The organism is Paraburkholderia sp. NPDC080076 (assembly GCF_050281145.1).
Lineage (GTDB): Bacteria > Pseudomonadota > Gammaproteobacteria > Burkholderiales > Burkholderiaceae > Paraburkholderia.
The window spans coordinates 442,062-456,404 of record NZ_JBNNWQ010000003.1 but is presented as its reverse complement, the minus strand read 5'-3'; the positions used below and the strand labels follow the sequence as shown (position 1 = coordinate 456,404).

At 60.6% G+C, this 14,343-nt stretch carries 14 protein-coding genes; 4 read left to right on the top strand and 10 right to left on the bottom strand.

Annotation, left to right across the window (positions count from 1 at the left end):
* Positions 1 to 4 precede the first annotated feature (4 nt).
* The 7 genes from ACQKRQ_RS14320 to ACQKRQ_RS14290 all read right to left on the bottom strand — a co-directional run bounded on the left by ACQKRQ_RS14320 (position 5) and on the right by ACQKRQ_RS14290 (position 8,392).
* Positions 5 to 1,399: a short-chain fatty acid transporter gene (locus ACQKRQ_RS14320; protein WP_427477687.1), complete on the bottom strand. Its 1,395-nt coding sequence runs from the start codon at positions 1,397 to 1,399 to the stop codon at positions 5 to 7.
* Between the two features lie 198 nt (positions 1,400 to 1,597).
* Positions 1,598 to 2,017, bottom strand: coding sequence for a DUF1810 domain-containing protein (locus ACQKRQ_RS14315; RefSeq protein WP_427477685.1), 420 nt, complete (start codon positions 2,015 to 2,017; stop codon positions 1,598 to 1,600).
* 56 nt (positions 2,018 to 2,073) lie between these two features.
* Positions 2,074 to 2,793: a Crp/Fnr family transcriptional regulator gene (locus ACQKRQ_RS14310; RefSeq protein ID WP_427478335.1), complete on the bottom strand. Its 720-nt coding sequence runs from the start codon at positions 2,791 to 2,793 to the stop codon at positions 2,074 to 2,076.
* Positions 2,794 to 3,371: 578 nt separating this feature from the next.
* Positions 3,372 to 4,697, bottom strand: a complete 1,326-nt coding sequence (locus ACQKRQ_RS14305; RefSeq protein WP_427478333.1) for a DesA family fatty acid desaturase — start codon at positions 4,695 to 4,697, stop codon at positions 3,372 to 3,374.
* A gap of 216 nt (positions 4,698 to 4,913) precedes the next feature.
* Positions 4,914 to 5,696 carry an ABC transporter substrate-binding protein gene (locus tag ACQKRQ_RS14300; RefSeq protein WP_427477683.1) on the bottom strand — a complete coding sequence of 261 codons (783 nt, stop codon included), beginning with the start codon at positions 5,694 to 5,696 and terminating at the stop codon, positions 4,914 to 4,916.
* Between the two features lie 283 nt (positions 5,697 to 5,979).
* The gene (locus ACQKRQ_RS14295) at positions 5,980 to 6,852 is read right to left on the bottom strand and encodes a manganese catalase family protein (RefSeq protein ID WP_132374546.1); all 873 of its coding nucleotides are present in this window, start codon (positions 6,850 to 6,852) and stop codon (positions 5,980 to 5,982) included.
* Between the two features lie 418 nt (positions 6,853 to 7,270).
* The gene (locus tag ACQKRQ_RS14290) at positions 7,271 to 8,392 is read right to left on the bottom strand and encodes an ATP-binding protein (protein WP_427477680.1); all 1,122 of its coding nucleotides are present in this window, start codon (positions 8,390 to 8,392) and stop codon (positions 7,271 to 7,273) included.
* Positions 8,393 to 8,523: 131 nt separating this feature from the next.
* Here ACQKRQ_RS14290 and ACQKRQ_RS14285 point away from each other — a divergent pair, with 131 nt between their 5' ends.
* Positions 8,524 to 8,940, top strand: coding sequence for a response regulator (locus ACQKRQ_RS14285; RefSeq protein ID WP_427477678.1), 417 nt, complete (start codon positions 8,524 to 8,526; stop codon positions 8,938 to 8,940).
* A 42-nt stretch (positions 8,941 to 8,982) separates the two neighbouring features.
* Here ACQKRQ_RS14285 and ACQKRQ_RS14280 read toward each other — a convergent pair whose 3' ends face one another.
* Positions 8,983 to 9,918 (bottom strand): LysR family transcriptional regulator, encoded by a 936-nt coding sequence (locus tag ACQKRQ_RS14280; protein ID WP_408311685.1) that lies wholly within the window; start codon positions 9,916 to 9,918, stop codon positions 8,983 to 8,985.
* A gap of 116 nt (positions 9,919 to 10,034) precedes the next feature.
* Here ACQKRQ_RS14280 and ACQKRQ_RS14275 point away from each other — a divergent pair, with 116 nt between their 5' ends.
* On the top strand, positions 10,035 to 10,892 hold the full coding sequence (locus ACQKRQ_RS14275) for an oxidoreductase (protein WP_427477676.1): 858 nt from the start codon (positions 10,035 to 10,037) through the stop codon (positions 10,890 to 10,892).
* 158 nt (positions 10,893 to 11,050) lie between these two features.
* Here ACQKRQ_RS14275 and ACQKRQ_RS14270 read toward each other — a convergent pair whose 3' ends face one another.
* A complete protein-coding gene (locus tag ACQKRQ_RS14270) occupies positions 11,051 to 12,268 on the bottom strand; it encodes an MFS transporter (RefSeq protein WP_427477674.1) in 1,218 nt (405 codons plus the stop codon).
* Positions 12,269 to 12,381: 113 nt separating this feature from the next.
* Complete coding sequence (locus ACQKRQ_RS14265) at positions 12,382 to 12,816, bottom strand: winged helix-turn-helix transcriptional regulator (RefSeq protein ID WP_132374540.1); 435 nt, start codon at positions 12,814 to 12,816, stop codon at positions 12,382 to 12,384.
* 157 nt (positions 12,817 to 12,973) lie between these two features.
* Here ACQKRQ_RS14265 and ACQKRQ_RS14260 point away from each other — a divergent pair, with 157 nt between their 5' ends.
* The gene (locus tag ACQKRQ_RS14260) at positions 12,974 to 13,972 is read left to right on the top strand and encodes an aldo/keto reductase (protein ID WP_132374539.1); all 999 of its coding nucleotides are present in this window, start codon (positions 12,974 to 12,976) and stop codon (positions 13,970 to 13,972) included.
* Between the two features lie 14 nt (positions 13,973 to 13,986).
* Positions 13,987 to 14,298: a high-potential iron-sulfur protein gene (locus ACQKRQ_RS14255; RefSeq protein ID WP_427477671.1), complete on the top strand. Its 312-nt coding sequence runs from the start codon at positions 13,987 to 13,989 to the stop codon at positions 14,296 to 14,298.
* Positions 14,299 to 14,343: the final 45 nt, after the last annotated feature.

Sequence of the window (14,343 nt, the reverse complement as noted above, 5' to 3'; positions counted from 1 at the left end):
CGAATCACGGAATCAGCCAAAGCGCCGCTGCATAGATCACGAGCGATACAACAAAAGTGATCGCCGTGTAGCCCATAACGCGCTGGATGCGAATGCCAGCGATTGCAACAACGGGCACCGCCCAGAAAGGTTGCAGCATGTTCGAGACGTTCTCGGCCATGGCGACGCCCATCGCCGTGCGCGGAACCGAAGCATGCAGGCTCAATGCGGCCGGAAGAACGAAAGGCCCCTGAACGGCCCAGTGTCCGCCAGCGCTGGGAATGAGCAGCGTGATGATCAGCGAGCTGAAGTAACTCAGGACGGGAAGCGTCACCGGCGTGGCAATGGCCACAAACGTCTTGGCGATCGTCGACGCCAATCCGGTCCCCGTCATGATGCCCATGATGCCGCCGTACATCGGATATTGGAGCAACATCGAGCCGGTCTGCCGCGCGGCGCGGCGAATTGCATCGGCATAGGCGATCGGTGTGCGCTGCAGCGCCAGCCCTGCCAGCAGGAAGATCAGGATCGTCGTGTTGATGTCCAACTCGAAGCCTTTGCTGGACCACGTCAGCACGAGATAGCCCACGCCCAGCGCCAGCAGGAGCAGCGTGCCGAGCATGGACCGCTCGGCGCGGGCAGCGAACGATGATGTCTTCGCGTCCCTCGCATGCGGATCGGCCTCTGTCTGTGCTTCAGGCGCCGGCTGCGTTTCATTGAAAGCGACCACATTCTCCTGCTTCGGGTGCATCCAGATGAAGATCGCCGTCATGACGACAACGACGAGGACGGTCGGGATGAAGACGAAAGGCGCAAACACGGTCTCACTCAACGGAATCACTTGTCCGGTGGCTTTTTCGACCAGGTTCAATGCATTGTCGTGCGATGCCTGTGACAACGCGATCGAACTGGACAAGCCGCTATTGCAGACCGACCACGCGGAGTAGCTACCCGCGACGAGCCATGCGAAATCCACCTTTACGCGCCTCGCGATTTCGCGCGACAGGAGCGCGCCGACAACCAGGCCGAGCCCCCAGTTGAGCCACGCGGCCACCGCGACGATCGGAAAGACCAACAGCGCGGCGCGCATCGGCGTGCGCACGCCCGCAGCCATCGCCCGCAGTCCGCGCTGGACGAGCGGTGCGTCGGCGATTGCATAGCCGGTCGCGAGAATCAGGATCATCTGCAGCGCGAAGCCTAGAATGTTGAACGTGCCGCCGTACCACGCGCTCAGGATGACGGCGAGCGACGCATGCGGTGCGAAGGCCATGGCCAGCAGAACCACCACGAGGGTCAAGCCAATTGCAAGGACGAATGGGTCTGGCATGACCTGTTCGAACACGTAGACGAGACCCGCGACGACGTTCCGGCGGCGCGCGCTGCGAGTTGTGCTGGCTGAGTGAATGTCTTTCTCGTTCATGATTGTCCAAAGCGTTATTGACATTACATCGCTTACAGCACCGGCAATCGATGACGGGCCGCTCGCAGATGCGTTCGCTACTTTGTACGCTCGCGAAGCGTCCTGGACAAGGCTTACTGTTCGCCTGAAAGGTGGTCGATGGGGGGTAAGTTGAATCAATGCAGGGCGCAGCAATTGCGCTGCGCCGGCAGGTGCCCGCTAGAGGCGCTCTAACGTTAGAGGATCGCCTCGGCCATGGAAATACTTGCTGAGCGCTTGCGCAAAGGGCTCTTTATCGATCGCCGCGCGCTCGAACAGCGTCATCGACGAGTGAAACTTCAGGTAATCCGGATACCCGAAAATTTCCTCGATTGAACGACCATCGACAACGTTGACCAGTTGCGTCGATTGCCTCAGCCGTTCGCCCAGAAGCGGGTGGCGCAGATAAGCATCGGCCTCGGCCAACGACGAAATCGCGAACCGCTGCGCCATCGCACTCGTTCCAAGCCCCTGGATCTGCGGAAACACGAACCACATCCAATGGCTGCGCTTACGCCCGTTGCGCAGTTCGTCACAGACCTGCGCGTACAGCGGATCCTGAGCGTCGACAAAGCGCTGAAGGTTGAAAGGATCGTCCAATTCGCTCTCCGTTCACACTGAATTGAATTCGCGCCAGCACGCGCTCACACCGTTTTTTATAGCGCTTTCAAAGCCGGCAGCAACCGATCGAATTCGCGCTTCACTACGCCGTAACATTCGCACACACGCTTTTCTAGCCCCGGCCGATCCAATACCTCGATGTGTCCATGGCTGTACCGAATCAAACCTGCATCCTGCAGTTTCAGTGCGGCCTCGGTTACGCCGGAGCGGCGCACGCCCAGCATATTGGCGATCAGTTCCTGCGTCATCTTCAGTTCGTTCGACGAGAGGCGGTCGATGCTGAGCAGCAGCCACCTGCACAACTGCTGGTCGATCGAATGGTGACGATTACATACAGCGGTCTGCGCCATCTGCGTGATCAATGCCTGGGTATAGCGCAGCAAAAGGCGCTGGACAGGCCCTGCACGATGAAACTCCTCTTTCAGGATTTGAGCGTCCAGGCGATATGCCTGCCCCGCGCTTTGTACGACCGCGCGGCTCGGCGTGGTCTCACCACCCATGAAAAGCGCGACGCCGATGAGCCCTTCGTTGCCGACGATCGCGATTTCGGCGGACGCCCCGTCCTCCATCACGTACAGCAGCGACACAATGCAGGTGGTTGGGAAATAAACGTAATTGAGGCGATCGCCGGATTCATAGACGACGTTGCCAAGCGGCATCTCCACGAGCGACAGATGCGGCGCCAGACGCTCCCATTCCAGGTCAGGCAACACGGCCATCAGATGATTTTCGTTTTGACGGTGATCTTGAGACATTTCACACTCTCCGCAGCTCGCCCGGAACCGCGCCGCTTTCGCCGACGATTTCCTGACGGGTGAATATGGATAGAAGGAGGAATGCTCCAACATCTTTGCGGCCTGTGCTGCAGCGCGTCACGATGCGGTAATCTTCGCGTTACTCGAGATCTGGCTAATACGCAAAAAAAGATTATAAGTCGCGTCGAAGTTACGCGCCGATCCGTGTCCTGGCATGCATTCGCGGTGCGAGACGCCGTGCATGCGGATTGCACGACCTTCGAAACGATTGCCATGCTCGGCCTTCCCGACCTAACGCTCGGCTGAATGGCAATCGTTGGTTCCGCTTGTACGCTGCCAAAAAAGGCGCTGCCGGACGCGTATTGAGCCGGAGTTCAACGAAATGGAGGTTTAGATCGACATCGGCATATAGCGTGACACGGGAGATTGCTTCGTTTCCGGTGGCTGCGCGACGCCCGGACCTTGCAATGGCGGTGCACGCGCAGTGATCAGAAGTCGGTACGGTGACGTACCCGTCTGGGAAATCCGCTTCGCTACGGAGATCGCCGGCCAGGCCGCGATCGATCTAAACCCAGCTATCAACCGTAAAGACGAAGACGTTGCGAAAATTGCCTCAGGGCGTCGATGCGACTTTGTTCCGCACGATGGCACCAGTCCTGCAATTGGCAGAGTAGCTGTTCACGAGAGAGATTCGAGCGCGTCCAGATTGCCGACAGATCCTCGCGCAATTCGACGTAGACACGAAGCGTCGGGGCGTGCTCGTATAGCCCTTTGGGCACCGGTTGACATGCCTTGGCTTGCCCTGCCTGCCCGTCGTCGCGAAACCAGTGTCTGACGCCACGCATAATCAGGGCTTTCTCGCGGCGGCTCGTGTATTTCACATGCACCAGTTCCTGCCGGAAGGCACGCTCAGCCGTTCGGGCATAGCTTGCCATCACCTCGAAACGGTTTCGAAGTACAGCTTGCAGCGTGTCGTCGTCGATCTCCGCTTTGCCTTTGACCAGATGCGGCCGCGGCGCCATTTTCCTGACCGTGGCCAGCCCAAGCGCGGAAAGGACGCAAATGTACATCCAACCGATGTCGAACTCGTACCATCGGTTCGACAACTTTGCGGATGTCGCATAGGCGTGGTGATTGTTGTGCAGTTCTTCGCCGCCGATCAGCACGCCGATGGGAATCACGTTCGTGCTCGCATCAGGAGTGCCGAAGTTGCGGTAACCCCAGAAATGCCCCAGACCGTTGACCACGCCGCCAGCCCAGAAAGGAATCCAAATCATCTGGATGGCCCACACCGACACACCAACGATTCCAAACAACGCGACATCGATCACGATCAGCAGGCTGATGCCGAGGTTCGGATACTTCGCATAGACGTTCCGCTCAATCCAGTCGACCGGCGTGCTGTGGCCGAATCTGCGCAGTGTTTCCTCGTTATTCACTTCAGTGCGATAGAGTTCGGCACCGCCGAGCAGTACTTTCCAGATGCCCTTGATTTGTGGGCTGTGAGGATCTTCTTGTGTCTCGCACTTCGCGTGGTGCTTGCGGTGCACCGCAGCCCACTTGCCTGTCACCATGCCCGTCGTCATCCACAGCCAGAACCGGAAAAAATGGCTGACGAGAGGATGCAGGTCGAGTGCGCGGTGAGCCTGGCACCGGTGCAGATAGACCGTCACACTGACAATCGTGATGTGCGCCGATATCAGCGTAGCCAGCAGGATCTGCCACCCGGAAAGGGCAAGCAGGCCGTCCGAGAGGAATGCGAGCGAAGTACTGAACAAGTTGGCCTTCTTTCTACAGCAACGTAGCGCCGATCCGAACGTTTCGCTGCCGATCAGTCGTATCGCGCAGCGTGCAAGACCTTCAGCATGCCGGAGTTCGTAGGAGGCGTCGGTACGGTGCCGCACCGGTTGACAACACTTCGTGACAGGTGCTCGCTTAAGTGGGGACAGCGTGGCGGCAGATGTGGAGGTTCTTCGCTGAAGGTTGCCGCGCACCCGGAGCGAAATGTCCGGGATCGCAGCAACCCGGCCAGATGAGAGCTTTGCGGGAACTAGGGTGACATTGTCCCTAAGCGGACATTGAACGCGCTTATCCGCCGCGTCCACGCGTTGTCGCCGCGCTCACTGGCCATAGACGTCAAAGTCGAAGTATTTTCTCGCGATCCTGTCGTATGTGCCGTCCGCGCGTGTGTCGGCGATCGCCTTGTCGATCTTCGCCTTCAGGTCGGTGTCTTCCTTGCGCAAACCGATAGCAGTGCCGCTTCCGAGCGTCTTTGCATCGTAAAGCGCATTGCCGGCAAACGCAAAATCCTTGCCTCGCGCCGTGCGCAGGAAACCGACGTCAGCCTGCACGGCGTTCTGCAGCGATGCGTCGATGCGGTCAGCGATCAGGTCAGAGTAAACCAGATCCTGATCCTGGTAAGAGACGATCACCGCGCCGACCGGCTCCCAGTACGTCTTCGCATAAGTTTCCTGGATCGAGCCCTGCTCGACGCCAATTCGCTTGCCCTTCAGCGTTTCCGGCGTCGGCGTGAGCGCCGAGCCCTTCTTCGCAACGAGGCGTGTCGGGATACGGAACACCTTCGACGAAAATGCGATCTGCGCCTGACGCGCCGGCGTCATCGACATTGTCGACAGCACGCCGTCGAACTTGCGCCCCTTCAGCGCCGGAATCATCCCGTCGAACGCGTTTTCGACCCACACGCATTTTGCGTTCAGACGACGGCAGATCTCATTGCCCAGGTCGATGTCGAAGCCGACGAGCTTGCCATCGGCGGATTTCGATTCGAACGGCGGATAGCTCGCGTCGACACCGAACCGCACGGTCGACCATTCCTTCGCGATCGCGTTGCCGGAAGATATGGCCAGCAGCGCAATGGTCAGGCTTGCAAGCAGGTATTTCATGTTTCTCCTTTCATGATTTTTTAAACGAATGAGCGGCGGGCCCCGTTGTCGGAGCCACGTCCGGCGCGCAGCGCCCGCCATTCGACCGTAATTTGTCCGGTCTGACCAATTCATTAAAAAAATCAACTCATGCGTGCGGTGCATGTCAACACGCCACCGGCCGGCGGCCGAGTTCCTGACGCGCCTTTTCATTCCATGACGAGATGAGCGGGCGTCGGACTGAGGCAAGGCCCACGGAATGGAAGGCGCAGCCGTCAGGACGGCTGCGCCTTCGCCGACAACGTCAGACAGTCTGACCCGCGCCGAGGTCCGCACCTGTCGTCGGATCCGAAGCCACATCCGACGCCGTTCTCGATGCCATGGCCTGCAACACCTTCACGTCGCGTTGCGATACGTTGACGGTGGCCATGCCGTCACCGCCATCCACGGCCGGCTCCGGAGACTCGACGAACTCCCAATCCGGACCTTCGTTCCATGGCCCACGCGGCGCATCGTCGCCTCGCGACATGTTGTAGTACACGCTCGTGTATTGCGGCACGCCAGGGAGCTTGCCCTGCGGAAAGTTTGGCTGGATCGAATGCAACGCCTTCTCGAACGATTTCTGGTGGGCGATTTCTCGTGTCATCAGAAAGCCGAGTGTTTCCTTGATGCCCGGATCGTCGGTGACATTGATCAGGCGTTCATAGACGATCTTCGCGCGAGCTTCTGCCGCGATGTTCGAGCGCAGATCGGCCGTCGGATCGCCGATCGTATCGACATAGGAGGCGCACCAGGGCACGCCGGCCGAATTGGTCAGGGCCGGGCCGCCGCCGTACAGCAGCGCCGTCGTGTGGGAGTCGTTTCCTCCCCCCGTCATCGAACGATAGAGCTCCGCCTCCGCTTCCACGGCTTCGGCCAACTGGCCCTTGGCACTTTTGTTCAGCATCGCGACGATCGAGCCAACGATTTCCAGATGGCTCAGCTCTTCGGTTGCGATATCGAACAACAGATCCTTACGGCCAGGATCATCTTCGCCGACCGCCTGGGTGAAGTACCGGCAGGCGGCACCGAGTTCGCCCTGCGGCCCACCGAATTGCTCCAGCAGCAGATTCGCAAGACCCGGATTCGGCGCGGCGACGCGCACGGTGTACTGGAGGCGTTTGTTATGGATGAACATGAGGTTTCTCCGGTAACTGGCCGAAGCAACTCCGTACGGGTGCAGACGTGGACCTGTTATGTCCCTGTACCTGTCCAGAGTCGCATGCGACCATGGATCAACCCGGACAGCGGTGCAACCGAATGGCTGCCCGCACCCAACGGTGGGCGTCCGGCTCTCAGAGCGGACGCTCTGGCGGATGCACGGCGGAAATGCCGTGCATGGCAACGCATTGCCGATCGTTGTTCAGCATGCGCTGTGCCCATCGTGCAAATACCGTTGCTCAACTGGCCATGCGGGGCTAGCACCATGGCTCTGCGGAAAAATCAGCGAGGTGGCGCCGACGCCTCGTGAGTTCAATTGACAGGCGCGCCCGCAAGTACAGAAGAGTTATTTACGTGCTCGCCGCCAGGCATTTGGGTAACGACACAGTGAATTGCTACCTGGTGCGCGGCAGTCGTACGGCGAACGCAGTTTCGCCTTGTCCGGAACGCAGTTCGATTTCGCCCCCGTGAGCCTTCGCAATTTCGCGCACGATATACAGTCCGAGACCGAGGTGGCTGTCCTCCTCGTAGCTTTCCGCAGGACCCCCACCGCGTTTCAGAGGCTCAAAAATCTGTTCCATGTCTAACGGCTCAATTGAAGTTCCGCTATTGGCGACAACGATACGGACATCCTCCTCCTCACCGGTCACAATGACACGCACCGGTGTATTCGGCGCGCCGTACTTGACTGCGTTCAGAACGAGATTGCCGAGCAATTGCTGCAGACGTTTGCCGTCCCAATCGCCCTCGGATTTGCCCCGCATCTCCAGATCGAACTGGCGATCAGGATGTATCGTGCGAAGCTGGTCCAGTTCGTCGCGAAAGACGGTCGCGAGATCAATGTGGGTCGGAACGATGTTGATACCCAGACCTAGCTTCGTCCGGTTGAAATCACACAGATCGTCCAGCAGAGCCTGCATGCGCGAGCCGCTTCGGATCAGGCGGCTCGCAGCACTCGCCACCCTCTCCCCGGCATTCAACGCGGCGAGATACGACGCTGTCATCTGGATGGTCTGAAGCGGGCTGCGCATGTCGTGCCCGAGCATTCCAAGCAACAGGTTGCGAGCCTGTTCCACTTGCGCGCTGAAAAAGCTGACCGATTCGGCGAGCGCCTGATCGATTGCTTCGTTGAAGCGGATGACGTCGTCCATGACCAGTTCCTCGCGCGGGCATTGGTCCATCCATAGCCGCAGGACGCTGGCGCGCAGAGCGCGGTATTCGGCCGTCAGTTGCCGGATGTCGAAACCGCTTCGTGCTCGCAGAATGGCGTGTGTTTGTGCCGCCGTCTCCGGGGCATCGATCATTCGGGGCGCACGTCCCTGCGATTTTTCAAGTTGTGCTTCCTTCGTCTGGGCGGTCGACAGATCCTTCGCCACTGCCTCGAGAATCTGTTGCGCGTGGTCGCGTAACGCCGGGGATTCCATGTTCGCCGCGGCTGGCAACAGGGTGCCGGCGAAAGCCTCCCATTGCGCCAGGATCGCTTCCATGTTCCGCAGGATGAAGTCAGCCAGTCGCATGTGCGCCTCGAATAGTGGCAAAACCTTGAACTGCGCGGTGATGCCACGTCCATGTTACGCGGAAATCCGCCGTGCGATCGGTCCGGGTCCGCCAATTGCGTTCGTCCGCTACACGATCCGGAGAAACGGCGATGAAGCATGTCCGCTCTCACCATCTACTCATTGCGGACGACGACCCTGCTCTGCTCGCCGCATACGTCCAGTATTTCGAGCTTCACGGCTACGAAATTCGAGCCACACGAGACGGAGTCGATGCGTTATCCGAGTACTGCCGGTGGTTTCCCGCAGTGGTTATTCTTGACGTTCAGATGCCTCGACTCGACGGTCGAGAGGTGGCCAGGAAAATCAGGGGTCTCAGGGGCAAGCCCATACCATTGCTTGTCGCGGTGTCCGGGTTGTCGTCGCAGACCGAGAGGGCCGTATCGCTCAGGTCCGGTTTCGATCACCATTTCGCCAAACCGGCCCAGCTTCCGGTCATTCTTTCCGCGATTGCTTTCCGCTCACGTACCCGCGACCCGGACATCGCCCAGCTTCAGAGCCGTTGTTGACCATCGTTCTCGGAGCATGCGCACGCCGGCAAGCTCGCAGATTCAACGGGCCGCACGAAGTTCGGACGGCTCGAAATAAAAACTCCTGTTCCCCGCCAGGCGCGCGACCATGAAGTCGATGAATGTCCTCACCCGCAGCGGCTGCTCGGTTCGATGACGATAGTAGATATAGACCGCCTCGCGCTGCGTGACATGCTGAACCAGCAACGGAACCAGTTGGCCGCTCCTGATCGGCGCGATGGCGGAAAAGCTGCCGAGTTGACCAATGCCGAGTCCGGCGATCACGGCCGCCGTCTCGGCGTCGGTGTCATTGACGCATAGGGCGGTGGCAACGTCGCGGTAGACGATTTCATCCCCGATCAGGAATTCCCACGGGGCCTGCTTGCCCGTGTTCGCGCGCCGGTATCCCGTGCAGCGGTGAGCGTCGAGTTCGTCGATAGTGCGCGGCGCGCCATGGCGCTCGATATAGGCGGGCGACGCGCAGACGATCAACTGGATCGGCAAAAGCCGCCGCGCGATGGTGCCGCCCGACGGCGGAGACCCGCCGCGAAACCCCACATCGGCGCGATCGTTGATCAGGTCGGTGAAGTGGTCGTCGAGTTGCACATCGAGCTGCACGTTCGGATGCAATTCAGCGAATTCCAGAAAGTAAGGCCACAGCACCAGATGCCCTATCGCCCTTGGCGCGCTCACCCGCAGCGGGCCCGCAATCTCGGCTTTCGATCGGCGCGCGTCGTCGAGTGCGGACGAGAGGACGGCCAAAGCAGGCTTCACGCTGTCGAGCAGGCCCTGCCCCTCCTCGGTCAAGCTCAGCTTGCGCGTGGTTCGATGGAAGAGCCGCACGCCCAGCTCCTTTTCCAGTTGCATCACCGCGTGGCTCGCGGCCTGCGGCGAAATGCCCTGATCCACGGCCGCCTTGCGCAGGCTTCCGAGCTCCGCCGCCCGGACGAATATGGTGATCGCACGAACTTCGTTCACCGCCACCCCCATTAGCAAATAAAAATTGATTATCAGTCTAGCAATCTACGCCTAGTTCGTGCGAATCAATACTCCTATGATCCGTTCACACCCACCCCAAACGTAGGAGAAGCATCATGGTTGAACTCACGAAGAACGGCTTCAAGCGTGTCTGGTTCATCACGGGCGCGTCGCGCGGCCTGGGCGCGCTGATCGCCGAGGCGGCCCTGGCTGACGGCAATGCGGTGGTCGCCGCCGGCCGCAATGTTGCGGCAATCGTCGAGCGCCTCGGCGACTCGCCGGCATTGCTGCCCGTTGCGCTGGACGTCACGGACGAAGCGCAGGCGAAAGCCGCGGTTCAAGCCGCGCTCGAAAAATTCGGCCGTATCGACGTTCTCATCAACAACGCGGGATTCGGTTTGCTCGGCGCGATCGAGGAGTCCACCGACGCGGACGTGCGCCGCATGTACGACACCAACGTGTTCGGGCTGCTGACCGTCACGCGCGCCGTTCTGCCGGCGATGCGCTCGCAGCGCGCCGGTCACGTCATCAATATGTCGTCGATCGGCGGCTATCGGGCCGCGGCGGGATTCGGCGCGTACAGTTCGACGAAGTTCGCGGTCGAAGGCTTGACCGAAGCATTGCACGCCGAACTGAAGCCGCTCGGCATTCACGCGACGGTCGTCGAGCCGGGTTACTTCCGGACTGACTTCCTCGACACGTCATCGCTCGTCGTCGCACGCGAGGTCATTGCGGACTATGACGCGACATCGGGCAACGTGCGTCGGATCGCTGCCAACCTGAACCACAACCAACCGGGGAATCCCGCCAAGCTCGCAGCGGCGATGATCGAACTGGTCGATGCGCAAACGCCTCCGCTGCGTCTGCCGCTTGGCACCGATACGCTGAAGGCCATCGCTGACAAGAATGCCTATGTCGCGCAGGAAACCGAAACCTGGAAGGGCCTGTCGGCATCGACTGACTTCAACGATTGATAGTTGACGCGATCAGATAGACGAGCGCCGGGTGACGGCCAGCAATTCCGTCGGGAAGACAAGCCGGGCGAATTGAGCAATCGAAGCCGTCACCGGCGAGATCGACAAAATAATCGCCGTAGGCAGAGCTCGTCTCGATGAGCGGAGCGAATGGCCTATCAATCACCGATCGCTCTGGCATCTTCCTCCGTGTCCGCTTGCTTACGCATCAGCAGGAGCAACGCGATCAGCACGAGGACTATCGTCAAGCCGACGAAGAGCAGCGTCGCGCGTTGAATGTCGGACATCTGCACGGCGATACCAAGGCCGATCACAGGTAGCGAGATCGCCACATAAAGCACGACGAAAAAGCTGGACGTGACTTCCGCTCGCCGTTGCGCAGGCGCCGCTGCCGCGATCTCGCCCAACCCGGCGCGGAAGCTGATGCCCTGCCCGATGCCTGCCAGGGCCGTGCCGAGCAAAAGCGCCCCGAGCGATTGCGCCGGCACGCACAGGCCGACACACATCAGCCCCACGACGAGTCCAACGCAGCCGGCCGCCTGCCTCCATCGGGCAGTAATGAACGTCTGCACGATCTGTCCGAGGGCTGAGCACGCGAATAGCAGGAACACGATCGCGCCGGTCACGATGCCGCTGTGAAAGCCGAGTACACCGCGAATCAGTTGAGGGGCGACCGCCGCAAAGAAGCCCACCACGACGAAGCCTGCAAAGCCTGCCAGCGCGGCAGGAATAAACGCGGGGCGTACTTCGGCGGGAAGCGAAATTTTCTGGACGCCGAGCTTCACACGCGAAGGAATCGCAGCGGTCTCCGGCACGCCAAGGACGATCAGTGCGGCGACACCGACGAGCATGAGATGCGCCGCATAAGGCAAGCGCATCGGCAAGGGAAACAGTTCGCCGAGGATGCCGCTTAGCAACGGGCCGCAACCCAGCCCCAGCATATTGGAGGCGGTAGCCGCGAGCATCGCTTTGCTGCGCCACGCAGGCGGCGCGAGTTCGATCACGGCGACGGTGGCGGTTCCTGTGAAGATGCCGGCGGAGATACCCGACAGCAGGCGGCCGAGCATCAGAAGCGCCAGCCCGTCGCTGAGCAGGAATGTCAGCGCCGACGCGGCCGACGCACACAGTCCCGCCAGCAGCATGCGACGACGGCCTAGCTGATCGGACCAGTTGCCGACCAGCAGCAGCGCACCCAGCACCCCGATTGCATACGACGCATAGATCACCGTGATGATGGTCGGGGTAAAACCATATTGCAGCTCGTAGTACCGATAGATCGACGTTGGTAGCGTAGTGCCCATCATGTTGATCGCGAACGCCAACGCGACGGCCAGAAATGCGATCGGGGATTGCGGTGCGGCAGAAGCGGCTTTCATGAAACGTCCCAACGGTTGCTCGAACAGTGCGCGCAATTATGGGCAATTTCTCACGACCTTGCTGACAGCTCGACGCTCATGCTAAGCGTCGAGCTCCTCTTGCTACGACTACGCTAAGCGATGGGCACATCACGCGGACGTAGATGATCGATCCGCTTTTCGCCGTGGTCGAACTCGCGGCGCGCCAATTCCATTTCACTCATGTGGGCTTCGACCCAATCCCATATCCCGCAGATCTTGTCGAGCAGGCTGCGTCCCAATGGCGTCAGCTGATAGTCGACTCGCGGCGGAATCACCGGATGCACGTAGCGCGTAACGAGGCCGTCACGCTCCAGCTGCCGCAATGTCTTGGTGAGCATTTTCTGGCTCACGCCCTCCACTACTTCGCGCAGCCGCGAAAAGCGCATCTCGCCGTGCGTGCCGAGCGCGTCGATGACGAGGATCGTCCACTTGTCCGCGATCTGCTCGATGATGTTGCGCGCGAGGTCATCGGTTTTTTTTTGCGGGTTGTCGTGCGCGCAAGCGCCGTCGTAGCAATTAGTTTCCATGGGGAAAGTATGAAACCGTCAGGTGCCTTCTTGTGATCGCCGGATGCCGCTGAAATAATCGGCTCGCCTGCCCGTTCGATGGGCACGTCGCCGTTAGTCAGATTGCATTCGACCCGTATGCGGTGCTTTACGCAGTGCTTTGATTAAAGAGCTTCACATGACTATTGAAACAATCGCAATTGAAGGTTTAACGACCCCCGTCTCACGCATCGGCCTTGGCACCTGGGCGATCGGCGGATGGATGTGGGGCGGCACCGACGAGAAAGACTCGATCGCGGTGATCCGCCGGGCGCTCGACAGCGGTGTCAATCTGATCGACACGGCACCGGTGTATGGCTTCGGCGCTTCGGAGGAGATTGTCGGCAAGGCGCTGGCCGACGGGTATCGGCACAAGGCGGTCATCGCGACCAAGGTCGCATTGGAATGGCACGACGGCGCGGTGTTTCGCAATTCGTCGCCAGAGCGCATTCGTCAGGAAGTAGAGGATACGCTTCGGCGCTTGCGGACAGATTACATCGACCTGTATCAGGTCCACTGGCCCGATCCGCTGGTGCCGATCGAAGAGACCGCCGCGGTGCTCGACGCTCTGCGCAAGGAAGGCAAGGTGCGCGCGCTGGGCGTGAGCAACTTCTCGCCGGCGCAAATGGATGCGTTCCGCCGTGTGGCGCCACTGTCGGCCACGCAGCCGCCGTACAACCTGTTCGAGCGCGATATCGAGCGTGACGTGCTGCCGTATGCGAAACAGCATGGGCTCGTCGCGCTGGCCTATGGGGCATTGTGCCGCGGACTGCTGGCGGGGCGCATCGGCGTCGAGACGCGTTTCGAGGGCGACGATCTGCGCCAGCGCGATCCGAAGTTTCGCGAGCCGCGTCGCGAGCAGTATGTCGCGGCGGTGAAAGCACTGAACGTGTTCGCGCGCGATAACTTCGACAGGTCGGTGCTCGCGCTGGCCGTGCGCTGGGTGCTCGACCGCGGTCCGACGATCGCGCTGTGGGGTGCACGCCGTCCTGCGCAACTGGACGGGATCGACGACGTGTTCGGCTGGCATCTCGACGAGAAGGCGTTCGCGCAGATCGACGCGATTCTCGCGCAGTTCGTCAAGGATCCCGTGGGGCCGGAATTCATGGCGCCGCCGGAACGCGTACTCGTTGCGTGAAGGAGCCATCGATCATGCGAACTCATCGACGCACCTTCATGCTCCGTTCAATCGGTGCCGCAGCGCTCGCGATCACCGGACGCGCTGTCTGGGCCACGCCCGCGCAACTTCAGGAGAGCGATCCCGCTGCGCAGGCGCTCGGGTACAAGACCGACGCCAGTCACGTCGATCGCTCGAAATACCCCCATTACAGCGACAACCAGCGCTGCTCGAACTGCCAGTTCTTCCAGGGCAAGCCGGCCGACGCCAGCGCGCTGTGTGCGCTGTTCGGCCCGAAGCAGGTGAACGGCGCGGGATGGTGCAACGCCTATCAGGCAAGAAGATGAACGGTGCGCGCCGGTAAGGCGATGCCATGCAGCGTCGACAGGTGC